General features: G+C 53.7%; 23 protein-coding genes. 12 read left to right on the forward strand and 11 right to left on the reverse strand.

The window, feature by feature from the left end; translation table 11 throughout:
* The first annotated feature begins 125 nt into the window (after positions 1-125).
* The gene (locus V6E55_RS20945; RefSeq protein WP_114977417.1) at positions 126-1,160 is read left to right on the forward strand and encodes an AI-2E family transporter; all 1,035 of its coding nucleotides are present in this window, start codon (positions 126-128) and stop codon (positions 1,158-1,160) included.
* Between the two features lie 3 nt (positions 1,161-1,163).
* Here V6E55_RS20945 and V6E55_RS20950 read toward each other — a convergent pair whose 3' ends face one another.
* Entirely contained in the window at positions 1,164-2,111 is a 948-nt protein-coding gene (locus V6E55_RS20950) for a zinc-dependent alcohol dehydrogenase family protein (protein WP_316943817.1), read from the reverse strand.
* 28 nt (positions 2,112-2,139) lie between these two features.
* Entirely contained in the window at positions 2,140-3,165 is a 1,026-nt protein-coding gene (locus V6E55_RS20955) for an LLM class flavin-dependent oxidoreductase (protein ID WP_129995960.1), read from the reverse strand.
* A 178-nt stretch (positions 3,166-3,343) separates the two neighbouring features.
* Here V6E55_RS20955 and yajD point away from each other — a divergent pair, with 178 nt between their 5' ends.
* Entirely contained in the window at positions 3,344-3,691 is a 348-nt protein-coding gene (yajD, locus tag V6E55_RS20960) for an HNH nuclease YajD (RefSeq protein WP_006808895.1), read from the forward strand.
* Positions 3,692-3,760: 69 nt separating this feature from the next.
* On the opposite strand, the gene V6E55_RS20965 is transcribed toward yajD, so the two are convergent.
* Positions 3,761-4,528 (reverse strand): arylamine N-acetyltransferase family protein, encoded by a 768-nt coding sequence (locus V6E55_RS20965; RefSeq protein WP_316943818.1) that lies wholly within the window; start codon positions 4,526-4,528, stop codon positions 3,761-3,763.
* Positions 4,529-4,564: 36 nt separating this feature from the next.
* Between V6E55_RS20965 and V6E55_RS20970 the strand changes: the two genes are divergently transcribed.
* Positions 4,565-6,070 (forward strand): aminotransferase-like domain-containing protein, encoded by a 1,506-nt coding sequence (locus tag V6E55_RS20970; protein WP_410493473.1) that lies wholly within the window; start codon positions 4,565-4,567, stop codon positions 6,068-6,070.
* On the opposite strand, the gene V6E55_RS20975 is transcribed toward V6E55_RS20970, so the two are convergent.
* Both V6E55_RS20975 and V6E55_RS20980 read right to left on the reverse strand, forming a co-directional pair.
* Complete coding sequence (locus V6E55_RS20975) at positions 6,060-6,464, reverse strand: hypothetical protein (RefSeq protein ID WP_316943820.1); 405 nt, start codon at positions 6,462-6,464, stop codon at positions 6,060-6,062. The genes V6E55_RS20970 and V6E55_RS20975 overlap by 11 nt on opposite strands.
* Before the next feature lie 15 nt (positions 6,465-6,479).
* Positions 6,480-7,535 (reverse strand): SDR family oxidoreductase, encoded by a 1,056-nt coding sequence (locus V6E55_RS20980; protein WP_316943821.1) that lies wholly within the window; start codon positions 7,533-7,535, stop codon positions 6,480-6,482.
* 97 nt (positions 7,536-7,632) lie between these two features.
* Between V6E55_RS20980 and V6E55_RS20985 the strand changes: the two genes are divergently transcribed.
* Entirely contained in the window at positions 7,633-8,526 is an 894-nt protein-coding gene (locus tag V6E55_RS20985) for a LysR family transcriptional regulator (protein WP_316943822.1), read from the forward strand.
* A 10-nt stretch (positions 8,527-8,536) separates the two neighbouring features.
* On the opposite strand, the gene umuC is transcribed toward V6E55_RS20985, so the two are convergent.
* The 4 genes from umuC to V6E55_RS21005 all read right to left on the reverse strand — a co-directional run bounded on the left by umuC (position 8,537) and on the right by V6E55_RS21005 (position 12,880).
* Positions 8,537-9,799 (reverse strand): translesion error-prone DNA polymerase V subunit UmuC, encoded by a 1,263-nt coding sequence (umuC, locus tag V6E55_RS20990; RefSeq protein ID WP_316943833.1) that lies wholly within the window; start codon positions 9,797-9,799, stop codon positions 8,537-8,539.
* Positions 9,783-10,217: a translesion error-prone DNA polymerase V autoproteolytic subunit gene (gene umuD / locus V6E55_RS20995; RefSeq protein ID WP_316943823.1), complete on the reverse strand. Its 435-nt coding sequence runs from the start codon at positions 10,215-10,217 to the stop codon at positions 9,783-9,785. Before umuD ends, umuC begins: the two co-directional genes overlap by 17 nt.
* 134 nt (positions 10,218-10,351) lie before the next feature.
* Complete coding sequence (locus V6E55_RS21000) at positions 10,352-11,875, reverse strand: EAL domain-containing protein (protein WP_114977426.1); 1,524 nt, start codon at positions 11,873-11,875, stop codon at positions 10,352-10,354.
* Between the two features lie 138 nt (positions 11,876-12,013).
* Positions 12,014-12,880: an aldo/keto reductase family oxidoreductase gene (locus V6E55_RS21005; protein WP_316943824.1), complete on the reverse strand. Its 867-nt coding sequence runs from the start codon at positions 12,878-12,880 to the stop codon at positions 12,014-12,016.
* Positions 12,881-13,024: 144 nt separating this feature from the next.
* On the opposite strand from V6E55_RS21005, the gene tcp reads away from it, so the two are divergent.
* Positions 13,025-14,686 carry a methyl-accepting chemotaxis citrate transducer gene (tcp, locus tag V6E55_RS21010; RefSeq protein ID WP_316943825.1) on the forward strand — a complete coding sequence of 554 codons (1,662 nt, stop codon included), beginning with the start codon at positions 13,025-13,027 and terminating at the stop codon, positions 14,684-14,686.
* A 27-nt stretch (positions 14,687-14,713) separates the two neighbouring features.
* Here the strand turns inward: tcp and smrA are convergent, their stop codons facing one another.
* Both smrA and V6E55_RS21020 read right to left on the reverse strand, forming a co-directional pair.
* Positions 14,714-15,277 carry a DNA endonuclease SmrA gene (smrA, locus tag V6E55_RS21015; protein ID WP_316943826.1) on the reverse strand — a complete coding sequence of 188 codons (564 nt, stop codon included), beginning with the start codon at positions 15,275-15,277 and terminating at the stop codon, positions 14,714-14,716.
* A 355-nt stretch (positions 15,278-15,632) separates the two neighbouring features.
* Positions 15,633-16,544: a LysR family transcriptional regulator gene (locus V6E55_RS21020; protein ID WP_129995971.1), complete on the reverse strand. Its 912-nt coding sequence runs from the start codon at positions 16,542-16,544 to the stop codon at positions 15,633-15,635.
* A 175-nt stretch (positions 16,545-16,719) separates the two neighbouring features.
* Here V6E55_RS21020 and V6E55_RS21025 point away from each other — a divergent pair, with 175 nt between their 5' ends.
* From V6E55_RS21025 to uspE, 7 genes are all read left to right on the forward strand, one after another.
* Positions 16,720-18,030, forward strand: a complete 1,311-nt coding sequence (locus tag V6E55_RS21025; RefSeq protein ID WP_316943827.1) for a M20 family metallo-hydrolase — start codon at positions 16,720-16,722, stop codon at positions 18,028-18,030.
* Positions 18,030-19,475 (forward strand): M20 family metallopeptidase, encoded by a 1,446-nt coding sequence (locus V6E55_RS21030; RefSeq protein ID WP_316943828.1) that lies wholly within the window; start codon positions 18,030-18,032, stop codon positions 19,473-19,475. The genes V6E55_RS21025 and V6E55_RS21030 overlap by 1 nt, the downstream gene beginning before the upstream one ends.
* Before the next feature lie 41 nt (positions 19,476-19,516).
* Positions 19,517-21,043, forward strand: a complete 1,527-nt coding sequence (gene abgT / locus V6E55_RS21035) for a p-aminobenzoyl-glutamate transporter (RefSeq protein WP_316943829.1) — start codon at positions 19,517-19,519, stop codon at positions 21,041-21,043.
* A gap of 10 nt (positions 21,044-21,053) precedes the next feature.
* Positions 21,054-21,569 (forward strand): methylated-DNA--[protein]-cysteine S-methyltransferase, encoded by a 516-nt coding sequence (ogt, locus tag V6E55_RS21040; protein WP_316943830.1) that lies wholly within the window; start codon positions 21,054-21,056, stop codon positions 21,567-21,569.
* A 183-nt stretch (positions 21,570-21,752) separates the two neighbouring features.
* Positions 21,753-22,505 (forward strand): fumarate/nitrate reduction transcriptional regulator Fnr, encoded by a 753-nt coding sequence (gene fnr, locus V6E55_RS21045; RefSeq protein WP_006174991.1) that lies wholly within the window; start codon positions 21,753-21,755, stop codon positions 22,503-22,505.
* A 135-nt stretch (positions 22,506-22,640) separates the two neighbouring features.
* Complete coding sequence (locus V6E55_RS21050) at positions 22,641-22,835, forward strand: hypothetical protein (protein ID WP_008500541.1); 195 nt, start codon at positions 22,641-22,643, stop codon at positions 22,833-22,835.
* A gap of 110 nt (positions 22,836-22,945) precedes the next feature.
* Positions 22,946-23,896 (forward strand): universal stress protein UspE, encoded by a 951-nt coding sequence (uspE, locus tag V6E55_RS21055; protein ID WP_114977443.1) that lies wholly within the window; start codon positions 22,946-22,948, stop codon positions 23,894-23,896.
* The last annotated feature ends 111 nt before the right edge of the window (positions 23,897-24,007 follow it).

The following is a 24,007-nucleotide window of genomic DNA, read 5'->3' on the forward strand; positions in this document are numbered from 1 at the left end:
TGTACCATAAGTCAGGATTTTACTCAAAGCCTTTGCAATTCTTTACCCATCCCGTTTGATTTTGGTTAGTTTATTTCAACGGGGTTCGCATTTATTATAAATAAAAAGATTATTCCGGAGTCACCATGGCTAAACCCATCATTACCCTGAACGGGTTAAAAATTGTCATCATGCTGGGTATGCTGGTGATCATACTGACAGGCGTTCGTTTCGCCGCCGACATCATTGTCCCCTTTATTCTGGCGCTGTTTATTGCGGTGATCCTTAACCCGCTGGTACAGCGCATGACACGGTTACGCATCCCGCGCGTGCTGGCGATCACCCTGCTTATCAGCATCATTATTTTTGCGATGGTCCTGCTCGTCGCTTACCTGGGGACGTCGCTCAATGAACTGGCGCGAACATTGCCGAAATACCGTTCGTCACTGGCGATACCGCTCCTGCAGATTGAACCCTGGCTGCAGCGTGCAGGCATAGAAGTCTCGGTTGAGGAACTCCTGAAATATATCGACCCCAATGCGGCCATGACGCTTGTCACCAGCCTGCTGGCGCAACTCTCCAATGCCATGACCTCTATTTTCCTGCTGTTCTTAACGGTGGTGTTCATGTTACTGGAGGTGCCGCAGCTTCCCACAAAGCTGCAGCAGATCATGGTCCGTCCGGTTGAAGGCATGGGGGCGATTCAACGCGCACTGGACAGCGTTTCCCGCTATCTGGTGTTGAAAACGGCCATTAGCCTGGTCACAGGAGGGGTGGTCTGGGGAATGCTCATGGCGCTGGATGTCCGCTTTGCATTTGTCTGGGGGTTACTGGCGTTTGCGCTTAACTACATCCCTAACATCGGCTCCGTGCTGGCAGCGATCCCCCCTATTCTTCAGATGCTGGTTTTCAGCGGGTTCTATGACGCGTTGATTCTGCTGGCCGGCTACCTGGCAATTAATCTGGTGTTCGGCAACATTCTTGAGCCACGGATGATGGGGCGCGGACTGGGGTTGTCCACTCTGGTGGTCTTTTTGTCCCTTATTTTCTGGGGCTGGCTGCTCGGTCCGGTTGGGATGCTGCTTTCCGTTCCGCTGACCATCATCGTGAAGATTGGTCTGGAACAGACAGCAGGTGGACAAAGCATCGCCGTGCTGCTGAGCGATATGAGCCATCAATAGCGGTCACGCCATCATCGACAGGATCGGCTTGCCGATCCTACCACCTTCACGGTACGCACTTAGCGCCCTCTGCCATTCCGTCAGAGGGTACACCGTGGCATGGCTGTACTGGCTACCACACAACTGAGGCCAGATGCGTTCGAATTCGGCATGCCACGCCTCCACGCTGAGCGCATCGAGATAGTTACGGATATGAAACCATGCCACGCGCGGCATGGGGCGCTGCTGACGGAAGGTTTGCCTGGAGAGCAGTCCGTAGCAAACAAACACACCCTGCTCAGGCATCACGTTGAGAATTGCTTCCGCAAGCGCTCCTCCGGTCGCATCGTAAACAACGTCGGCACACGCAGCGATAGCGTCGATTTTCTGCGTGTCCTGTTGTGCGACAGGTATGATCCCCATCGCATCCAGCCTTTCAGCATGTACACGCGAGCGGTGAATACCATATACCGCTTGCGCGCCCCTCTGACGCGCCCACTGCCCGAGCAGAATGGCACAATCAGAACCGGCAGCCGTGAGCAACACTCGCTTTCCCTGTGGTGGGTAGTGAGCGAGCATCATCTGCGCCGCCAGCGGATTGATATAGGCCCGTGCGGCCAGGTGTGAGTCGATATTGTCCGGAACCGGGATCGCATACTCAGCCGGGCAATCAACATAGCGCTGCCAGGTTCCGTGCCCCCGTAATGGTAAGACGCGCTTGCCCACCAGCCCCGTGAAAGGGGCTGGCGCCTGGATCACAATCCCGACGCCTTCATACCCCGCCACCGCCGGTAGCGGCGTCCGGTGGCGATAGGCCCCGGTAATGGGGATAAGATCGGACGCGTTCACCGGGGAAAACAGCATTTGCACACGAAGATGACCCGGTGCAAGCTCGCCCAATGGTGCTGTTTCCGGCTGCAGAACAGAATCTGGCTCGCCAAAACGTCGATACCAGAGGGCCAGGTTTTCCATTACGATCTCACGGCTAATTACAGAATGGCTACTCGCGCCAGCCCATTGCCGGTGCGACATGTTTGAGAATGGACTCAATCACATGCGCATTGTAATCCACACCAAGTTGATTCGGCACGGTCAATAATAACGTATCGGCTTCGGCAATCGCCTCGTCCTTTTTCAACTGTTCAATCAGCTTATCAGGCTCTGCGGCATAGCTGCGTCCGAAGATCGCACGCGTTTTCTCATCAAGATAACCGACGCTATCGCTGTCGCTCCGGCTGGAGCCGAAGTACATCCGATCGCGATCGTCCATCAGCGCAAAAATACTGCGGCTCACCGAGACTCGTGGCTGACGCGTATGCCCCGCTTCCGCCCACGCCTGACGGTACGCACGGATCTGTTTTGCCTGCTGAATATGGAACGGTTCGCCGGTTTCATCGTCTTTTAAGGTAGAACTTTGCAGGTTCATTCCCAGTTTTGCCGCCCACACTGCCGTCGCATTCGAACCGGCGCCCCACCAGATACGCTCGCGCAAACCGGCGGAATAAGGTTCAAGGCGCAGCAACCCCGGCGGGTTTGGGAACATAGGTTGTGGATTCGGTTTTGCAAAACCTTCTCCACGCAATACCTCGAGCAGTACCTCGGTATGGCGGCGTGCCATATCAGATTCGTTTTCCCCTTCCTGCGGGACATAGCCAAAATGACGCCAGCCATCAATAACCTGCTCCGGGGAACCCCGGCTGATACCCAACTGCAAACGCCCCCCTGAGATCAGATCCGCTGCGCCGGCATCCTCTGCCATGTACATCGGGTTTTCATAGCGCATATCAATAACGCCAGTACCGATTTCGATGGTTTTCGTTTTGGCGCCTATTGCGGCCAGCAGGGGGAACGGGGAGCTAAGCTGCCGGGCAAAGTGGTGCACACGGAAATACGCGCCGTCTGCACCCAGCTCTTCGGCCGCCACGGCCAAATCAATGGACTGAAGCAATGTATCCGCTGCTGAACGCGTGCCGGACTGCGGTGAAGGTGTCCAGTGACCAAACGACAGAAACCCGATCTTTTTCATAACGATTTATCCTGATGGGACTTTGCATCTCACCTACTTTACGCATTACCCGGTGAGAATAAATGCCGTTTATTTAACGGAATGATTCAAATAAATTGACTGAATTGAGGGGTTCGTCATTACGTTCCATAATGGGATATAATATCCCCCACTCTTTTCATGGCAGGTAAAACCGGCAATGGCTTTGATCCCTAAAAATTACGCGCGACTGGAAAGCGGCTATCGCGAAAAAGCATTAAAAATCTATCCATGGGTGTGTGGACGCTGCTCGCGGGAGTTTGTTTATTCCAATCTGCGTGAGCTCACGGTTCACCATATCGATCACGACCATACCAACAACCCGGAAGATGGCAGCAACTGGGAACTGTTGTGCCTGTTTTGCCATGACCATGAACACTCGAAATACACCGAAGCGGATCAGTACGGTACCACCGTGGTTGCAGGGGAAGACGCGCAAAAAGACGTGGGCGTCGCCACGTTTAACCCGTTTGCCGATTTAAAAGCGATGATGAATAAGAAGAAATAAGCTCGCACCGCCCATACCAGCTGTATGGGCGATTCACGGGGCAGTGAGACAGCAGACTGCCCTTCTGTTTTACGCCGTCGTCAACGCAAAACGGTCTTTCAGCATACGGGAGATTTCTCCCTCCGCCAGTTGCTGTATTTCAACCCCATCCGTAGTGATCGTCTTAAGTACATCACCCAGTAAAATCTCACGTCCTTCCGGGCGATGCTGCACCACAACCAGCTTCTGAACAAAGATGGCATCCGGATGCGTGGAGTTAAGGTAGTTGGCCGGAACGAAATCAATCCATTCCTGAGGCGTGAGATCAAAGCCGTATTGACGGGCCCATTCTCCCTCCACTTTTGCCTGAAGCAGATATTCGCCCTCAGCGCTACGGCTAAGCCGAAACGTGTCGAAATCCTGCATGATATCGACATCAAGCGTGTCCAGCGCCATCGGTGCACGGATGCCGTAGCTACCGAACCCGAGATCGCAAAGCCACTGTCGACTATCTACCTCAGCGATGAGCGCCATATGGGTTTTCGGCCGTCGCGCAGGGTAGAACATCGGGCGTGCCGCCACGAAACGGTAAGGAATACCTATCGCCTCAAGCGCCATGGCAAAAAGCCCGTTCACCTCATAGCAGTAACCGCCGCGCCCCTGGGTTAACACCTTATCGGCAATATCGTCTGGTGCCAGAGAGACAATTTTGCCCGCCTGCACGTCCAGATTTTCAAAGGGAACTGAAAATAGCTGATGGCGCATAAGTGCATGCAACGTGGCCGTATCAGCAGCCACCGGTCCGGTGTAGTTTATGCGTTTGAAATAAGTAGAGATGTTGAAATTATTGCTCTGCATAATGCCTCCTTGTCCTGAACATGTCGGACACTATAGATGGCGCGCATCATTGGCTGTATAGTCAGTTTTATCGAAAATCAGCCTGAACAGATGCCCATGTCTGCCCCATCTCCGTCGTCCCCACATTACCGCCGAATAGCTGAGATGCTCCGTCTAACACTGACTTCAGGTGCGTTGCGGGTCGGTGACCGGATGATCTCCGCGCGTAAACTGGCCGAACGCGAGCACGTTAGCCTTCCGACGGCGCTGGAAGCCCTTCGTTGTCTTGAAGCAGAGGGGCTGATTGTGGCGCGTCCACGTTCGGGCTACTTCATCTGCCAGACCAGTATCACTCCGCGTGCGGAACCTTCGCACTCCGTACCAGGCCCGGTCCCTGTGACAATGTCCGCCGTGGCCCGCTCGCTGTTCAGCAGTGCAGAAGCCCGTCTGATACCGTTGGGCGCAGCCCTGCCTGACCCCGCATGGCTACCCGGCGATATGCTGCAACGGGCGTTGCACTCTGCCGTCCGCCGTCTGGACGCACACGGACAAAGCTATAGCCTGCCTCCGGGAAGGCGTGATTTACGAAGTAAGATTGCCGCGCGTTCTGCGCAATGGGGGGCTCGTTTCGGCGCGGATGATCTCATCATCACCGCGGGTGCAACGCAGGCGCTGCGCCTTGCCCTTCAGGCAGTGTGCCAGCCAGGTGATATCGTAGCAATTGAGCAGCCTGCCTACTTTGGTACACTCCTGCTGCTGGAAGATTTAGGCCTGAAAGCCTTGGCGATCCCGACCGATCCCGTTGAAGGCCTGCTACTGGAACCGCTGGCTGACGCCATTCGCTGCCACCGCCCCGCTGCCGTTTTGGCCTCACCCACCGTGCAAAACCCTTTGGGTGCCAGTATGCCCGTTGCACGCAAGCAAGAGCTTGTTGCTCTGCTTGAGCAGGCAGAGATCCCTTTAATTGAGGACGATGTCTATGGTGACCTCGTTGGCGAAGGGCAACGCCCTCCGGCCTGCAAAGCGTTCGACCAGAGCGGAAACGTGATTTACTGCAGTTCACTGTCTAAAACGCTTGCACCAGGCTGGCGGATCGGCTGGATTGCCGCCGGGCGCTACCACGTGCAGGTATTGCAGACGCGTATGGCCGGAGAGTGGGCAGGTGCGCCAATGCTGGAAGCCGCAACGAGCGAGATCCTCGCAAGTGGCGACTACGATCGTCATCTGCGACGGCTAAAGCGCCGGATCGCAGAGGGAATAGACGCCGTCGTTGCGCGAGTCGAGGCGAGTTTCCCACCGGGTACACGTGTTAACGTGCCCACTGCCGGTTTCCTGTTGTGGGTAGAGCTTCCTCAGCAGATCAACGCGCTGGAGGTGCATCGTCGCGCGCTGGCGATGGGCATAGGCGTCAGCCCTGGCCCGCTGTTTTCCCCTGGCGCAGAATTAACGCACTTTCTGCGGCTAAACTGCGCAAACGAACCAACGCCCCGCCTGCTGAATGCCGTGGAACAGATTGGCGCGTTGTGTCACGAGCTGGCTGCCAGAGATAATTTCACAAATTGAAGAATAAGCGTTCTTTAATGACCGCTTCAGGATTGGCACTTTTTACCGCTGCCAGAAAAGTCGTAAAGTTACGGTTCCAGAGGGTAAGATTGTTATAAAATTGCACCTGCTTTTCATTAGCACCGTCACGGTAAATAACAGACCAGAGCCGTCTGCTATTTATCTCAGTACTCCCCGGCTCGATTTTAATGATATTAGCCAATGCAATCTTATGGGTGGTAGTGTTGTTTTTAACTTCATACAAAAACTGGTCATCATAAAACCACGTTTTACCTGCATTCCCACCAAAAATGGAGGGGTTGGCAGATATCTTTTTTAGACTCTCGTGCATATCCCTGCCCTGCCATAGCTTATTATCAGCGCGTGAGTATAACGCGCCGATCGTTACTGACAACACCCCTTCTTACATTCAGGGAATAATACGTGCCGCTCTCAGCTGCGCGAACAGGTTGAAAAACATCTCATCGGTTGCCTGCATTCGCGTGAAGCCAGACCGCCGAAGCTTGCTGCCATCACCGAACATGTCGTAATTCCAGCTAAAGACGAAATCGGCAAAATGTCCGTCATTCAACTGCAAAATATCCGTTTCTACCAGCCGATCTCTGGCAAGCTCGCGCCATACCTCACGATAGTCCTTAAACAGCTGATGAAATGACAACCTCACTGGCGGAGCAGATTCCAGTTCAAACCAGCGTGCGATGCGTGGCCATAGCTCACTCCAGCGCCAGATATCACCGTTATTCACGTTGAAAGCCTGATTTTGCGCCGCAGATGTCGTGGCAGCCCACAGCGTTGCCTCGGCCAGCAACCCGGCGTCGGTATGATCAACGATACTGTGCCAGGTCTGCTCGGTACCGGGAAAACGCAAAGGTAGCCCCTGAGCCTTACACAAAGACGCATACAGAGCGATGCTCAGCGCCAGATTCATCGTGTTGCCGGGCACGGTACTTCCCACCACGCCTGGCCTGATGGCATTCCAGTGCCAGCTTTTCCCGCGCTGAAAATCACTGAGCCACGTGAGCTGAGCGGCGTTAAATTCTGCACCCGGTACGCCAGGATCGCTTTCGCGTGCCGGGGTTTTGAACGGCCCCAGATGTGCACCATAGACTTTGTACCCCTGCATCAGGCTGACCGTCTGCAGCGGTGCTGTTTTTTCGATATGACTGACCAGATGACGCAGCATCGTAACGTTCGGCTCGACCATGTCTGTCCAGTTTGCCGCGTTCGCCCAGGCGCTGTAAAAAATATGGGTGATATCACTCAGGGGTTGCAGCACCTCTGCGCTGTTCTGCGCATCCAGTAAATCGACATTCACCATCGGAATAGCATCCGGATGGGTCACTGCATTGCGACTAAGACCGATCACCTGCCATTTATTATGCAGGAGCGTTTTGACGAGCTGTCTGCCCACAATTCCGCTGGCACCAGCGACCAGAGCGATGTTTTGTTGCGGCATCTTATTCATGAAGTTTCTCCAGAAAGGGTGACAGGCGCAGTGTCATATATTATTTTTTTATTGGATATCCCCTTAAATAGATGGCACTTATCAGAAAAATCATTAAATGAATAATAAACTCAACGCCATTTCCACCTTTCTCAGCGTTGCAAAAGCAGGTTCCTTTTCTGCCGCCGCCCGCCAGAGCGGGATGAAGCAATCTGCGGTCAGCCAGCAGATTGCCGCCCTTGAACAAGAGCTTGGTGTCGTGTTGCTGCATCGTACAACGCGAACAATGAAGTTGACTGAACAGGGAGAGCGTTACAGCCGTGATATGCAACTTGTGCTGGATGCCATGCGGGAAGCAGAGATGCGGCTGGATCCTGTCGATCAGCAATTTCAGGGGAGAGTGCATGTCCAGTTGCCGAGCGGGCTGGGCCAGATCTTTTTGCCACATTTGCTTTCGCTGCAACGCCTGCATCCAGAATTGCATCTGATGCTTTCCCTTGATGACCGCATTGCCGACCTGGTGACAGAAGGGGTAGATGTCGCAATACGACTAAGCAGTGAGCCTCCTCTGGCGCATGCGGCTCGCGTGCTGGCACGTGTTGAAACCGCGCTGTTTGCCGCCCCCGAATTTCAGGCAGTGCACAGCATCAGCGAGCTGGCGACGCTGCCACATGTACGATTTAGTGGTATCCCGCTGGATGCCCCATTGCGGCTGCTTTCTCAGGAAGAAACCCTCGACGTGAAGGTGAATACCGTTTTCCGCGCCAATACCAGCGACGCGCTATTACAGGCGCTGGAGTCAGGCATCGGTATCGGAGGCATGCAGCTACCGCTTGCGGCCAGCGCGTTGCAAAATGGCACACTGGTGCCGATCTTACCCGCCTGGCGGTTACCCGACCGATTCCTCTATGCCGTTTTCCCTGATGCCCGTTTTATTCCACAGCGCGTCCGACGTGTCGTCAGCATGATTGAGCAATTACTGCCTGAGATCGCGACGCATGAAACCTCATAATAGCCGCCTTCTACCTCGCCACCGGCAAATCCGCGTACCGCGTGGTATAAGCCGGAGACAGCATCTCGCGTTTCATCGCCCAGGATTTCTCAATCCCCTGTCCGGCAAACCATATCTTCCCTTTGCCGGAGTGATTGACGCTGTCGATCATCTCCATCAGTGCCGCACTGTTGGCGCGCAGACGGTTATCGTCAAACAAATTAAGCTGGGCGACACCCGTACTGAAAAAGTCCGCCAGCATGACCCCCGCTTTCATGTAGCGATACCCGTCAAGCCATATACGCCCCAGCGCCTCCGTGGCAGCCCGGATGATATCGCGTGAGTCATTGGTCGGCGTCATCAGGATGGTCGAAGCCTGATTGCCGTAATAAATTTCGTTGTCGGCATGGGGGCTGGTGCGCACAAACACGCTGATAAAGCGGCAATATTGATGCTCGCCGCGTAGTTTTTCTGCTGCACGTTCCGCGTAGGCGCAAATGGCCTGATGCATCTCTTCGTATTGCGTAATCCGGTGTCCAAACGAACGGCTACAGATAATTTGCTGCTTTGTGGGTGTAAACTCTTCCAGGTCAAGGCAGGGTTCGCCGCGAAGCTCTCGCACTGTGCGCTCCAGTACCACGTTAAAATGTTTACGAATGACCCAGGATGAGGCATCCGCCAGCGCCAGTGCCGTGGAGATCCCCATCGCATTGAGTTTTTTCGTGATGCGCCGTCCAACGCCCCACACCTCGTCTACCGGTACATTCGCCAGCAGTTTGCGCTGCCGCTCGCGATCCGATAAATCGACCACACCGCCAGTGCCTGACCACCGCTTGGCCGCATAGTTGGCCAGCTTCGCCAGCGTTTTTGTCGGAGCAATACCGACGCCAACAGTTAAGCCCGTATTTTTAAGTATCTGCGCGCGCATCTGACGACCAAACGCTTCCAGCGACATGCAGTGGCTGACACCTGACACATTCACGAACGCTTCATCAATGGAATAGATCTCTATTGCCGGGGCAAGATCGGTCAGGGTTTGCATCACCCGGCTGCTGAGATCGGCATAGAGTGCATAATTCGAACTAAAGACGTATACCCGGGAGGGGTAGCTCTTCTCTTTGAATTTGAAATAGGGCTCACCCATTTTTATACCGAGATGTTTTGCCTCCCGCGACAGTGAAATAATGCAGCCGTCGTTATTCGAAACCACTACGATGGGCTTCCCCTGCAGATCGGGACGGAACACCTTCTCGCAGGAGGCATAGAAACTATTCACATCAACCAGCGCGAACATGTTTATGCGTTTTGAGCGTGTGAGTGACGACACCGAAGATTTGCAGCTCCTCTTCGGACTGAAAGGTAATCGGCTGATAGCGGACATTATGTGGCAGGAGTCTCAGGACCGGACGGGTCTGCAACTCCTTCACGGTAAATTCACCGGCGACCGACGCCACCACAATATCGCCATGTTCAGCATTTAACGAGCGATCAACCACCAGCAGATCGCCGTCGCCGATCCCGACGCCAATCATCGAGTCTCCGCTCACCTTGACGAAATAGGTTGCACTCGGGTGTCTGACCGCCAGTCTGTTGAGATCGAGACGATCCTCCACATAATCCTGCGCAGGGCTTGGGAAACCACAGGCAACACGCTCCGAAAATAAAGGTAATTCAATGTATTGATTTGGATGATAAGAAAAGAGAGTGCTCATAAATGCCTTTCTCGCCACATACTGTATATAAATACAGTATTACGAATATTGACCCAGGATCAAGGTCATTTCCGCAGACGATCCCAAACGCATTGAAGTTTGAGCGGATTTAATTCAGCAGCAGCGTCTGTAGATTACTCCACCACCACTTTCACCTTCGGCTTCGACAACAAAATTTGGATAAGCCTGGTAAAAGGAACCGGTTTAAAAAAGTAGTACCCCTGCTGAAAGACGATGTGATTGCGATTGAGGTAGTCTAACTGCGCCTTCGTCTCTACGCCTTCCGCTACAATGCTGATAGAGAGTTTACGCGCCAGATCCAGCACACAATCGAGGATGCGGGTTGAGTCCGCGTGCTCGTTAACCCGGCTGACGAAGCTCTGGTCAATTTTGATATAATCAATATGCAGGTCATGAAGATAAGAGAGTCCGGAATAGCCGGTACCGAAATCATCCAGTGCAATGGCGAACCCTTTGTCATGGAGCACATTCAGGGTCTGGACAAGGTTCTCATCAATATCCAGCGGTTCCCGCTCTGTCACTTCGATCACCAGGTTCAGATCTTTTCTGACGAAACTATCCTTGTACTTCAGGCACTCATCCAGGAAGGTCGGCATCGCAATATGGGAAGCACTGAAATTCAACCCGACGTGAAACCCTTCCGGTAATTTCGTGGAAATCGCGTTCATCTGTGTCGCCACCTGCGCCATCAGGCTCTGCGTCAGCGGAACAATCAACCCCGATTTTTCGGCAATGGGAATGAATGTGGCCGGAGAAATATAACCCGCCTGCGGATGTTTCCATCTTGCCAGCACCTCTACGCCCCGCAACGTGCCTTCCCTGCCATTCACTACAGGCTGGTAAAACGGAACGATTTCCCCCCGGGCAATTGCGGTACGAAGTGACTCTTCAGGTAGCGTGTTTTTGTTCAGATACTTATACAAAACGTAAGCGGCAGTAGCGGACATCAGCAGTAAAAACAGCATGATGCCCGCCCCCTGTTCGATCAGCCTTTGTACGCTAAACAGAGGAGGAAGATTATATCTGACACTATAGGGGTAATTTCCCGACCGGACCTGCCCGGCCTGCGTTTCCTGGCGATGAATGATGGTGAAATTGCCGGAAGCATCAAGGGCGTAACCGCCCACCACTAACGCGTAATTGACATGCTTTAACGGTGTGCTCAGGGCATCACGAATATGGCTATCGCTCACGCTGACCATGATACGGTTCGTGGCAAAGTGGGTCTGAAATAACAAAACAGGTCGTCCATTTACCGTATCGCTCGCCGGAGTGAGCAGTAGTTCAGAAAAATGTATGTTATTAATATTCAATAATAAAATACGATTTCCCGGCAGAGATGAACACCAGGGTTGCCCCTTTCTGAGGATGACAATGGTTCTGAGATGGGGTTGTAAAGCGGCCTCAGTGCCAAGTTGATACTGCCCTTCTGCATCGCATCCTTTCGCAATAATTTCCGTCGCGGTTCTGGCTGCAACCCGTGCTTCATCAAGAATGGCATTGATATGGTTAACGGCGTATCTGGCTCCCGACGAGCTATCAACCCGAGCTGAATACCAGAGCTGTATATTGAGGATAAAAACGCCAACAATAAAAATTGCCACTGCTGTTATGACAGGAATAAAGACATTGCGCATTGCCATCTCTTTATATTTAGCGTTATCAGTACAAAGAGCATGGTCGACAACATTAAAAATAACCACTGAAAAAAGAGACCAATCTCAGGATGTTGCAAACAAAACCCGGAAGTTTTCCGGGTTTTGCTTAAATCAGGTTTAGTCCACCAGCGAATTTAGCGTTTTCACAACTTCAGGCGGTAAGTGCAGTTCCCCCGCCGCGAGGTTTTGCCGCAGATGCGCCACGGAAGAGGTTCCGGGGATCAGCAAGATGTTCGGGGAACGTTGCAGCAACCATGCGAGCGCTACTTGCATTGCCGTTGCCCCCAGTGAATCAGCAACGGTTTGCAGCCCGGAAGATTGCAGAGGCGTAAAGCCTCCCAGCGGGAAGAACGGCACATACGCAATACCCTGCTGTGCCAGCCCATCCACCAGCGCGTCGTCCTCCCGGTTTACAATGTTGTACATGTTCTGCACGCACACCACCGGCACCATTTTCTGCGCTTCCGCAACCTGAGTAGCCGTAACATTGCTCAGGCCAATATGGCGTACCAGACCTTGTTGTTGTAACTCTGCCAGAGTAGAAAGCGGTTCTGCAATCGACCCTTCCGCAGGCCCGTGGGTGCTAAACATAATTCGCAAATTCACCACGTCCAGCACGTCAAGTTGCAGATTACGCAGGTTGTCATGTACCGCCTGAGTCAGTTCCTGCGCGGAAAAAGCGGGTAGCCAGGCCCCCTTGTTGTCGCGACGGGCACCGATTTTGGTGACGATAGTCAGGTCGTCCCGGTAAGGATGAAGTGCTTCGCGGATCAGCTGATTGGTAATATGAGGGCCATAAAAATCACTGGTATCAATGTGGTTCACCCCCGCCGCGACGGCTTCACGTAGCACCTCCAGCGCGGTGTTTTTATCCTTCGGTGGGCCAAATACGCCCGGCCCGGCAAGCTGCATCGCGCCATAGCCCAGTCGTTTAACCGTCCGCGTCCCGAGCGCGTACGTCCCGCTTTTATCAATGCTGCTCATGTTTGACTGCCTCATAAAAATGATCCGGATTTACAACAGGTTCCCTGAGAGAACCCTTGGTTAAGCGCGAGTTAAATTAAAGTTTAAATTCTCTACGACGATAGTATTGGAGTACCCCTGCATCTTCTCTAACGGACGACCGCTATGCTGAAAAATCTGCACGTGATTACCGGTATTATCTTTGCCCTCACCATATTCTGTCTGTTGCAAGTTGTCACGGGAGGGTTGTTCTACTCTGCTGTCAGCAACGATCGCCATAACTTCCAGAACTCCGGGGTGCTCAATGCCCAACAGGAGAGTCTGAGCGACAGCGTGAACACGCTGGTGAAAACCCGCGTCACCGTGACCCGCGTGGCGATCCGCTACCTGAAAAACCAGCGTGACCCGGCTTCCCTTGCGGCGATAAACAAACTGCTTGGCACCGCAGGCGACTCGCTGGCAAAAGCCGAGGCCTACAACAAAGAGTGGCAGAAATTGCCGCAGGTTAACGGTCAGGATGCGGCATTAACCGACGAGATGCAGAAGTCCTGGAACCAGATGCACGAAGTGATGCGTTTGTCGATTGAGTACCTGCGTGCCGATAACTACCAGGCCTATGGTGATCTGGACGCTCAACAGGCTCAGGACGATATGGAAGCGGTCTATAACCGCTGGCGTGCCGAAAACAACACCCTGCTGAAGGCCGCAACGGAAGAGAACCAGAGCAGCTTTACCCAGATGCAATGGACGCTGGCAGCTATTTTGCTGGCTGTTATCGCGGTACTGGTGGTGATCTGGCAAGGTTTACAACATCTGCTGTTAAAACCCCTCAACACCATTATGAACCATATTCGCGCGATTGCGGGGGGCGATCTGACGCAGGATATCGTCATCACGGGTCGCAATGAGATGGGTCAACTGGCCGCAGGTCTGCAGGAAATGCAGCAGTCGCTGGTGACCACCGTCAGTGCCGTACGTGGGAGCACTGACTCCATCTACACCGGTGCAGGTGAAATTGCCGCAGGAAGCAACGATCTCTCCGCCCGCACCGAACAGCAGGCCGCCTCGCTCGAAGAGACCGCCGCCAGCATGGAAGAGCTGACCGCAACGGTTAAACAGAACTCCGATAACGCTCGTCAGGCTACACTGCTGGCGAAAAACGCCTCTGAAACGGCAGCCCGAGGCGGTCATGTGGTGGATAACGTGGTTCGCACCATGACCGAAATTGCCGACAGTTCGCAGCAGATTGCACACATTACCGGCGTGATTGACAGCATCGCGTTCCAGACGAACATCCTGGCGCTTAACGCAGCGGTGGAAGCCGCACGCGCCGGGGAGCAGGGTCGTGGCTTTGCGGTGGTGGCAGGCGAAGTCCGTACGCTGGCGAGCCGCAGTGCGCAGGCGGCGAAAGAGATCAAAGGGCTTATCGAAAACTCCGTCAGCCGGGTGAATACCGGTTCTGAGCAGGTTAGCGAAGCAGGCACCACTATGAAAGAGATTGTCGCTGCCGTTACCCGCGTGACCGATATTATGGGCGAGATTTCATCGGCATCCGATGAACAGAGCCGTGGTATCGAACAGGTGAGCCTGGCCGTTTCGCAGATGGACAGCGTGACACAGCAAAACGCCGCGCTGGTACAGGAGTCCGCCACGGCGGCGGCGGCACTGGAAGATCAGTCTGAACAGCTGCGCCAGGCAGTGGCGGCGTTTCGCCTGAACGGCAAAGAAACAGTCGCAGCCCCACGCCCGGCCAATGTGAAGACACCACAGCTGCTGCGTCCGGTAACGACAACCGCCTCTACCGACAGCAACTGGGAAACGTTCTAAGTCTATGGCGGGCGAGGCTATCGCCCGCTAGCGGCTGCGCTTGGCGTGCCGCTCCCAGTTTTCCTGTTTCGCTTCATCGGATTTTCGCAGCGAAACATAACATGCCCCGTTGCCGCCGTGATGCGGTAGCGCCACGCAGAAAGCCTGCACTTCCTCAAACTCGGTTAACCAGCGCGCCAGATAGCTGCGCACCACATTAGGATGGGAGTTCTGCTCGCGCCCTTTCCCATGAATGATAATCAGATTGCGTAACCCGTCACGTCCGGCCTGGCGAATAAAAGAATACAGCATCTGACGGCAGCGTTCGGCAGGCTGACGTAAGAGATTTAAGCTGGCCTGACGGGCATATTTACCCGAGCGCAACTTATCAATAACGCCCTGCTGTACCCCTTCGCGCTGGAACGCCAGCGCCTCTTCAAGGGGCAGAAGTTCCAGAAAGCCCAGGGTCAGGAAGTTATCCAGCTGTTCGGTATCCATCTCCTGACGCGACCGCGTATTGCGGCTTGGCTGCCAGTGAATATCCGGGCTGCGCTTCAGGGGCTGGACATCCTCCATGGCGTCAAGAAAAAAGGATTTGTCGTCAGGGTTCATGGATATCCTCCGGCTACATCTGAGGACTGTACTATACCTGTGCCAGACAGGGGCCTCAATAACCGTTATACCGCGATGAACGGTATAAATATTAACCTGATGAATAGAGATAATAATAAATCCACAAATTTAAATCACACTTAACTAAAAATTTAGCAAAAATAAAATAAGTGATTTGTGTTAAAAATTCGTGAAATCAATCACTCACCCAGCTTTCAATTTTCAGGAAAGGTGTTATAACTAAATTAACCTGCCCCATGGATATAACACTCAGGATCTGCGAAAGGACGCACTGCTGTGTGTACTGTAGGGTCTGCCTGATGTCGGGCAGACCCTGTTTTTTATTATATAAACTTCACTCTACGATTATTTTTCTCGCTTCTCTTCTGAATTGCGTTATTAACGATTCGGCAAGAGGAGTCTGGCGTGAATCACGGCGCTGAATTAAATAATATGCTGCTTTTGGAAGCGACTCGACAACCGGGAGCATGACCAGACGGTGCGCCAGCAGCGGGTCACACCCCAGTTCCTGTGGCAATATACTTAGAAAATCACTTTGCGCGACAAGGCTAATACAGGAAGTAAACGTTTCACAGACAACACCAATCCGCGGTATTTGCGAGCGATGGTTAAACACATCTTCTAATTGCTTATAATAACTTCCTCGTGGCGTTGGCATCGTCCAGTTATAATGCAGAAGTTCATTGATAGAGGTTGCACCTGTCGCCGGATGCCCTTTCCGGCAAAATACCGCAAATGATTTTTCGAACAGCTTTTCAAATGTAAATTCATGATCGTAAGGTCCCTGATAATAGGTGTTGATGGTAAAGTCCAGCTCCCCCTGGCGTAATTCATTGATCATCGACACCAGTTGCCCTTCCATAATCCTTACTTTGACCTGCGGATGCTGCGCATGAAAACGCGTGATCACGGCAGGCATGAGGCTACGTGAAACACTGGCCCCCATCCCGATGTTGATCTGCCCGGCCAGTTCCCCCTGCCGCTGGCGAATATCATCCTGCGCCGCACGTAACTCCTCCAGAATCAGCCTGGCGCGCTGGTAAAAACCTTCACCACACTCGGTCAACGCCACGCCCTTACTCCTGCGCACAAAAAGCTGCGCCGCCATGCCCTCTTCCAGCTCTTTGATGGATTTGGTCAGCGCCGGTTGTGACAGATTGAGCGCCCTGCTGGCACCACGAATACTGCCCTGGCGCGCGACTTCAACAAACGCCCGGATTTGATGAAATTTAATCTGAAATGACATAGCCCAACCGATAACCGTTGTTTATCAGAGTAAAGAAACTGTCATCTACTTTAATAGAAAGGGATGTGCGAGGGTAATTCCTGAACGGTTAAAACTGTGAAAAATCGGTTAGTGATAAGTAAAAACTATCACGGCGTGAAGCAGTTCACATATTTTAATGATGACAGGAACAGATATGGACACACTGGCGCAGTACATCCAGACATTAACGCCGCAGTTGAGGGCATGGCGTCGCGATTTTCACCATTTTGCGGAATCCGGCTGGGTGGAGTTTCGTACCGCCGCGAAGGTCGCGGAAATCCTGGATTCGCTGGGTTACGAACTGGCGATGGGCCGCGATGTGGTGGATGCCGAAAGTCGTATGGGGTTACCTGATGACACAACCCTGACGCGGGAGTTTGACCGCGCCCGAGCACAAGGCGCGCCTGAGAAATGGCTCGCGCCGTTTGAAGGCGGATTTACCGGGATTGTGGCAACCCTGAATACCGGCCGCCCAGGACCGACCCTGGCGTTTCGCGTGGACATGGATGCGCTTGATTTAAGCGAAGCGCTCGACGAAAGCCACCGCCCGTACCGCGACGGATTTGCCTCCTGCAATCCAGGGATGATGCACGCCTGTGCGCACGACGGCCATACCACCATTGGTCTGGGACTAGCACAGGTGCTTAAGCAGAATGCCTCGCAACTCAATGGTACCCTCAAACTGATCTTCCAGCCTGCCGAAGAAGGGACGCGCGGCGCACGCGCCATGGTCGCTGCCGGAGCGCTGGACGACGTGGACTATTTCACGGCCATCCATATTGGTACCGGCGTGCCTGCCGGTACGGTTGTCTGCGGCAGCGATAACTTTATGGCGACGACCAAGTTCGACGTGAACTTTACCGGCGTTGCCGCACACGCAGGTGGTAAACCGGAGGATGGGCGTAACGCCCTGCTCGCTGCGGCGCAAGCCGCCATCGCCTTGCACAGCATTGCACCACACAGCGAAGGCGCATCCAGGGTGAACGTCGGAGTGATGCAGGCGGGCAGCGGACGCAACGTGGTGCCCGCCAATGCGCTGATCAAGGTTGAAACACGCGGTGAAAGCGAAGCCATTAATCAGTATGTCTTTGAACGTGCGCAGTCTGTCATTACCGGCGCGGCGGCACTCTATGGCGTGACGGCGGAGATACGCCTGATGGGAGCCGCCACCTCCAGCGCCCCCACCTCCGCCTGGGTTGATTACCTGCGTGAGCAGGCTGGCAAAGTGTCCGGCGTAGTGCACGCCATTGATAACGTTAAAGCCCCGGCAGGTTCCGAAGACGCCACGCTGATGATGGCCCGCGTGCAACAGAACGGCGGTATGGCGTCGTATATGGTGTTTGGCACGGATTTGAGCGCCGGACATCACAACGAAAAATTCGACTTTGATGAGCAGATAATGGCTGTTGCCATCGAAACGCTGGCGCGAACTGCGCTCAATTTCCCGTGGACACGAGGTGTGTGATGCAGGAGAACTACGCTTTTATTGCCGACGTGATCGACACGCGATGTCGGATGTTAACCGATATTGCCGACGAGATTTGGGATCATCCCGAAACGCGTTTTGAAGAGTTTTGGTCAGCCGAACGGCTCGCCAGTGCGCTGGAGGCCGAAGGCTTCACGCTAACCCGTGAAGCGGGTGGCATTCCGAATGCCTTTATCGCCAGCTTCGGCAGCGGGAAACCGGTTATCGCTCTGCTGGGCGAATACGACGCGCTGGCCGGCTTAAGCCAGCAAGCGCACTGTGCAACGGCGCAATCCGCCACGCCGGGAGCTAACGGCCACGGGTGCGGGCATAATCTCTTAGGTACCGCAGCATTTGCGGGGGCAATGGCGGTAAAAAGCTGGCTGGAACAACGCGGTGGTAGCGGGACAGTGCGTTTTTACGGCTGCCCCGGTGAAGAAGGCGGCTCCGGAAAAACATTTATGGTGCGTGAAGGTCTGTTTGATGACGTCGATGCCGCCGCCACCTGGCACCCGGAAGCGTTTGCTGGCATGTTTAACGTCAGTACGCTGGCCAACATTCAAGCCGCCTGGCGTTTTCACGGTGTGGCGGCGCATGCAGCCAACTCTCCCCATCTTGGACGCAGCGCGCTGGATGCCGTGACGTTAATGACCACCGGCACCAACTTCCTTAACGAACACATCATCGAGAAAGCGCGCGTCCATTACGCCATTACTGACACCGGGGGCATTTCACCTAACGTGGTGCAGGCGCAAGCCGAAGTGTTGTACCTGATCCGCGCTCCGGAGATGGCCGACGCACAACAAATCTATGAACGCATCGGGAAAATCGCCCAGGGCGCAGCGCTGATGACCGAAACCACCGTCGAGTGTCGCTTTGATAAAGCCTGCTCCAGCTACCTGCCAAACCGCACACTCGAGGCGGCAATGTATCGCGCGATGCAGCACTACGGCACGCCCGAATGGACCACCGAAGAGCGCGATTTTGCCCGCGAGATCCGCGCTACGCTGACACCAAACGATCTGCAAAACAGCCTAAAAAATATTGCTGCAACAGGCGGCGATGCCGGTAAAGCCTTTGCCCGCCGCCACCAGGAGACGTTGCTGGTGGACGACGTCGCACCGTATGCCATTACTGACAACGTGCTGGCGGGTTCAACTGATGTGGGGGATGTCAGCTGGAAAATGCCCGTTGCACAGTGTTTCAGTCCCTGTTTTACCGTCGGTACGCCGCTGCATACCTGGCAACTGGTCGCTCAGGGTCGCACCTCCATTGCCCATAAAGGCATGCTGCTGGCCGGAAAAGTGATGGGAGCTACCGCGCTCAATCTGCTGCAGGATGCAGAACTGCTGAAAAAATGCCGGGAAGAGTTTGAACAGCAGATAGCAGAAAGACCGTACGTGTGTCCGATCCCACAGGGCGTGACACCGTCACCTTTAAAATAAAAAAACACAACACAACAACACAACAGTCCCGAGGAACGCCCATGAGTATGTCATCCATACCTTCGCATTCCCCATCCGGTAAGCTCTATGGCTGGGTTGAAAGGATCGGCAATAAAGTGCCACACCCTTTCCTGCTTTTTATCTGGTTGATCGTGGTTTTGATGGTCGCCACTGCTGTGCTCTCCGCCCTCGACGTCAGCGTACGAAGTCCGGCTGATGGCAGCCTGGTGGCGGTGAAAAACCTGCTCAGCGTGGAAGGGTTACACTGGTTTTTACCCAATGTGATTAAAAACTTCAGCGGTTTCGCCCCGCTGGGTGCCATTCTGGCGCTGGTTTTGGGCGCAGGGCTCGCGGAACGCGTGGGGCTGTTACCGGCCCTGATGGTGAAAATGGCGTCTCACGTCAGCGCACGTTACGCCAGCTATATGGTGCTGTTTATCGCCTTCTTCAGCCACATCTCTTCCGATGCTGCACTGGTCATTATGCCACCCATGGGCGCACTGATTTTCCTCGCGGTCGGACGTCACCCTGTAGCGGGTCTGCTGTCGGCGATTGCGGGTGTCGGATGCGGTTTTACCGCCAATCTGCTGATTGTCACCACCGACGTCCTGCTCTCGGGCATTAGTACGGAGGCGGCGAAAACTATCGACACCGCGATGCACGTCAGCGTCATCGACAACTGGTACTTTATGGCCAGCTCCGTGGTGGTCCTGACTATCGTCGGCGGGCTGATAACCGATAAGATCATCGAACCGCGTCTGGGAAAATGGGAAGGTCGCAGCGATGAAAAGCTGGAGACACTGAGTAAAGAGCAGCGTTTTGGTCTGCGCGTGGCCGGGATTGTGTCACTGGTCTTTCTCGCCCTGGTGGCACTGATGGTGGTACCGGAAAACGGTATTCTGCGCGATCCGGTTAAACATACCGTCCTTCCCTCACCGTTTATTCAGGGCATTGTGCCGCTGATTATTCTGTTCTTCTTTGTCGTGTCGCTCGCGTATGGCATCGCTACCGGTAAAATTCGTCGCCAGGCCGATCTGCCGCAGTTGATGATCGAGCCGATGAAAGAGATGGCGGGCTTTATTGTGATGGTTTTCCCGCTGGCTCAGTTCGTCGCCATGTTTAACTGGAGCAACATGGGCAAATTTATGGCCGTCGGCCTGACCGACGCGCTGGAAGCCGCCGGGTTAAGCGGCGTCCCTGCGTTTGTCGGTCTGGCGCTGCTGTCATCCCTGCTCTGCATGTTCATCGCCAGCGGATCGGCCATCTGGTCAATTCTGGCCCCGATCTTCGTGCCGATGTTCATGATGCTGGGATTCCACCCGGCATTTGCCCAGATCCTGTTCCGTATCGCTGACTCCTCCGTCATCCCGCTGGCACCGGTTTCACCGTTTGTTCCGCTGTTTTTAGGCTTCCTGCAGCGCTATAAACCAGAAGCCAAACTGGGTACCTACTATTCGCTGGTTTTGCCCTACCCACTTATCTTTTTAGGAGTATGGCTGGTCATGCTGGTGGCGTGGTATCTTGTCGGCCTGCCGATTGGACCGGGGATCTACCCGAGGCTGAACTAAAGGAATGAGGATGCTGAGATTACTCGAAGATAAGATTGCGACGCCGCTTGGGCCGCTGTGGGTGATCGCGGACGAGCAGTTTTGTCTGCGTGCCGTTGAGTGGGAAGAGCACAGCGATCGCATGGAAGAGCTGCTCGATATTCATTACCGCTCACAGGGGTATGAACGTATCAGTGCCACCAATCCTGGTGGGCTGAGCGACAAGCTTGCGGCGTACTTTGAGGGCGATCTCAGCATCATCGACACCCTACCCACCGCCACAGCCGGAACACCTTTCCAGCGCGAGGTGTGGCAGGTGCTGCGGACTATCCCGTGCGGGCAGGTGATGCATTACGGCCAACTCGCGGAGCAGTTAGGCCGTGCCGGAGCGGCACGCGCAGTGGGTGCCGCGAATGGCTCCAACCCGGTCAGCATCGTGGTGCCCTGCCATCGGGTGATTGGGCGCAACGGCACCATGACGGGCTATGCCGGAGGCGTACAGCGCAAGGAGTGGTTACTGCGTCACGAAGGGTATCTTCTGCTGTAGATTCCAGGCTTTTTGTGCTTAATTTTCTACCGGTTAGGCTAAAAATCCATAATCAAGCTGTGGAATTTCAAGAAGATGGCAACACGTTGCCGTCACTTGTCCTTATTGATGGTTTGTCAGGCTTACGTACTTACCAAAAAGATGTTAAAATTGACCAATATCAATTAAGGCTTGAGCAAACCTATGATCCCGGAAAAGCGAATTATACGACGCATTCAGTCTGGCGGTTGTGCTATCCATTGCCAGGATTGCAGCATCAGCCAGCTCTGTATCCCGTTTACCCTGAATGAGCATGAACTTGATCAGCTTGATAATATCATCGAGCGCAAAAAGCCTATTCAGAAAGGGCAGACGCTGTTTAAAGCGGGAGACGAACTGAAATCGCTCTATGCTATCCGTTCTGGCACCATCAAGAGCTACACCATCACCGAACAGGGTGATGAGCAGATCACCGGCTTCCATCTGGCGGGTGACCTGGTTGGCTTTGATGCCATCGGCACTGGCCACCACCCGAGCTTTGCTCAGGCACTCGAAACCTCTATGGTTTGCGAAATCCCGTTTGAAACTCTGGATGACCTGTCCGGAAAAATGCCTAATCTGCGTCAGCAGATGATGCGTCTGATGAGCGGTGAGATCAAAGGCGATCAGGATATGATCCTGCTGCTTTCCAAAAAGAATGCAGAAGAACGCCTGGCTGCGTTTATCTACAACCTCTCCCGTCGCTTCGCTGAACGTGGTTTCTCTCCGCGTGAATTCCGTCTGACCATGACGCGTGGTGATATCGGCAACTACCTGGGTCTGACCGTGGAAACCATCAGCCGTCTTCTGGGCCGTTTCCAGAAAAGCGGTATGCTGGCCGTTAAAGGTAAATACATCACAATCGAAAACGGTGAAGCACTGGCCGTTCTTGCCGGGCACGCCCGCAACGTGGCATAAAGCCCATATATATATTGCCAGGCCGATAAATTTTCTTGATTTATTGGTCTGGCATATTAACACTTCCGTTATCTGACATTTTCACCGTAGCACGTCCCCACACAGCGCCCGAAAGGTTCTCGTTGAGGTTATGAATTGAGAGAAAGTTTATTTTTCGTTTCAGTCGTGATTGCCTCAGTGACCTTTATCTTCATCTGGATCATGCTTGTCGGCCCGATGAAGGGGGAGGAAAAAACCTACGTTCAGGATTCCACGACCTTTGCGATAGCAGTGATGGTGTTGCTGTTTATTGCGTTTATTGCGGTGACGACGACCGTTCTTTTCCTCTGATAATTTTTCATGAATTATTGATCTGGCAAAACCTCCCCCCCTGTTTCATTCAGGATATATAGGTTACTCTTTTAATTACAGACTGTGGTGACAGTAGTAAGGAGACCTGTATGGCAAAGTATCAAAACATGCTGGTAGCTATCGATCCTAATCAGGACGATCAACCGGCATTACGGCGTGCTGTGTATTTACATCAACGGATTGGTGGCAAAATCAAAGCGTTTTTGCCGATCTATGACTTCTCGTATGAGATGACCACCCTTCTGTCGCCTGACGAGCGCACCGCTATGCGTCAGGGAGTGATCAGCCAGCGTACTGCGTGGATCCGCGAACAGGCGAAGTATTACCTGGAAGCGGGTGTTCCTATTGATATTAAAGTGGTCTGGCATAACCGACCTTTCGAAGCCATTATCCAGGAAGTCGTTGCCGGTGAGCACGACCTGTTGCTGAAGATGGCGCACCAGCACGACAAGCTGGAATCCGTGATCTTTACCCCTACCGACTGGCATCTGCTGCGTAAATGCCCTTGCCCGGTCTGGATGGTGAAGGACCAGCCGTGGCCTGAAGGCGGTAAAGCCGTCGTGGCGGTCAATCTCGCCAGCGAAGAGGATTACCACAATGCGCTGAACGAGAAGCTGGTTAAGGAGACAATCCAGCTTGCGGAACAGGTCAACCACACCGAAGTGCATCTGGTTGGCGCGTATCCGGTGACGCCAATCAATATCGCTATTGAACTGCCTGAATTTGACCCGAGCGTGTATAACGACGCCATCCGTGGTCAGCACCTGTTGGCCATGAAAGCGCTACGCCAGAAATTCAGCATTGATGAGAAAATGACTCACGTGGAAAAAGGGTTGCCTGAAGAGGTCATCCCGGATTTAGCCGAACATTTACAAGCCGGGATTGTCGTGCTGGGCACCATTGGTCGAACCGGTATTTCTGCCGCATTCCTCGGCAATACCGCCGAGCAGGTGATTGACCATCTGCGCTGTGACCTGTTGGTCATTAAACCGGATGAGTACCAGACACCAGTTGAGCTGGACGACCCGGAAGACGATTAAACAGCGTTTAGGGATAAAAAAAGCCGCCAGAGTTTGAAGTGAACCCCGAAAGTTGGACATCCAATGATTAGGGGTTTTGCGTTTCAATGGGCAGAAAAAAATATTCATCTG

Source organism: Enterobacter sp. 342 (assembly GCF_036663495.1).
Classification (GTDB): Bacteria; Pseudomonadota; Gammaproteobacteria; order Enterobacterales; family Enterobacteriaceae; genus Enterobacter.

What these genes read in the sequence shown, in the direction of transcription:
- umuD (WP_316943823.1), bottom strand. Translation starts at nt 10,217, where the DNA reads ATGAGCACTCTCTTTTCTTATCATCCAAATCAATACATTGAATTACCT.
- tcp (WP_316943825.1), top strand. Translation starts at nt 13,025, where the DNA reads ATGCTGAAAAATCTGCACGTGATTACCGGTATTATCTTTGCCCTCACC.
- smrA (WP_316943826.1), bottom strand. Translation starts at nt 15,277, where the DNA reads ATGAACCCTGACGACAAATCCTTTTTTCTTGACGCCATGGAGGATGTC.
- V6E55_RS20970 (WP_410493473.1), top strand. Translation starts at nt 4,565, where the DNA reads ATGGCGCGCATCATTGGCTGTATAGTCAGTTTTATCGAAAATCAGCCT.
- V6E55_RS21000 (WP_114977426.1), bottom strand. Translation starts at nt 11,875, where the DNA reads ATGCGCAATGTCTTTATTCCTGTCATAACAGCAGTGGCAATTTTTATT.
- V6E55_RS20955 (WP_129995960.1), bottom strand. Translation starts at nt 3,165, where the DNA reads ATGAAAAAGATCGGGTTTCTGTCGTTTGGTCACTGGACACCTTCACCG.
- V6E55_RS20945 (WP_114977417.1), top strand. Translation starts at nt 126, where the DNA reads ATGGCTAAACCCATCATTACCCTGAACGGGTTAAAAATTGTCATCATG.
- umuC (WP_316943833.1), bottom strand. Translation starts at nt 9,799, where the DNA reads ATGTTCGCGCTGGTTGATGTGAATAGTTTCTATGCCTCCTGCGAGAAG.
- V6E55_RS20965 (WP_316943818.1), bottom strand. Translation starts at nt 4,528, where the DNA reads ATGCAGAGCAATAATTTCAACATCTCTACTTATTTCAAACGCATAAAC.
- V6E55_RS20980 (WP_316943821.1), bottom strand. Translation starts at nt 7,535, where the DNA reads ATGAATAAGATGCCGCAACAAAACATCGCTCTGGTCGCTGGTGCCAGC.
- V6E55_RS20950 (WP_316943817.1), bottom strand. Translation starts at nt 2,111, where the DNA reads ATGGAAAACCTGGCCCTCTGGTATCGACGTTTTGGCGAGCCAGATTCT.
- yajD (WP_006808895.1), top strand. Translation starts at nt 3,344, where the DNA reads ATGGCTTTGATCCCTAAAAATTACGCGCGACTGGAAAGCGGCTATCGC.
- V6E55_RS21025 (WP_316943827.1), top strand. Translation starts at nt 16,720, where the DNA reads ATGGACACACTGGCGCAGTACATCCAGACATTAACGCCGCAGTTGAGG.
- V6E55_RS21030 (WP_316943828.1), top strand. Translation starts at nt 18,030, where the DNA reads ATGCAGGAGAACTACGCTTTTATTGCCGACGTGATCGACACGCGATGT.
- V6E55_RS21020 (WP_129995971.1), bottom strand. Translation starts at nt 16,544, where the DNA reads ATGTCATTTCAGATTAAATTTCATCAAATCCGGGCGTTTGTTGAAGTC.
- V6E55_RS21005 (WP_316943824.1), bottom strand. Translation starts at nt 12,880, where the DNA reads ATGAGCAGCATTGATAAAAGCGGGACGTACGCGCTCGGGACGCGGACG.
- fnr (WP_006174991.1), top strand. Translation starts at nt 21,753, where the DNA reads ATGATCCCGGAAAAGCGAATTATACGACGCATTCAGTCTGGCGGTTGT.
- ogt (WP_316943830.1), top strand. Translation starts at nt 21,054, where the DNA reads ATGCTGAGATTACTCGAAGATAAGATTGCGACGCCGCTTGGGCCGCTG.
- V6E55_RS20985 (WP_316943822.1), top strand. Translation starts at nt 7,633, where the DNA reads ATGAATAATAAACTCAACGCCATTTCCACCTTTCTCAGCGTTGCAAAA.
- uspE (WP_114977443.1), top strand. Translation starts at nt 22,946, where the DNA reads ATGGCAAAGTATCAAAACATGCTGGTAGCTATCGATCCTAATCAGGAC.
- abgT (WP_316943829.1), top strand. Translation starts at nt 19,517, where the DNA reads ATGAGTATGTCATCCATACCTTCGCATTCCCCATCCGGTAAGCTCTAT.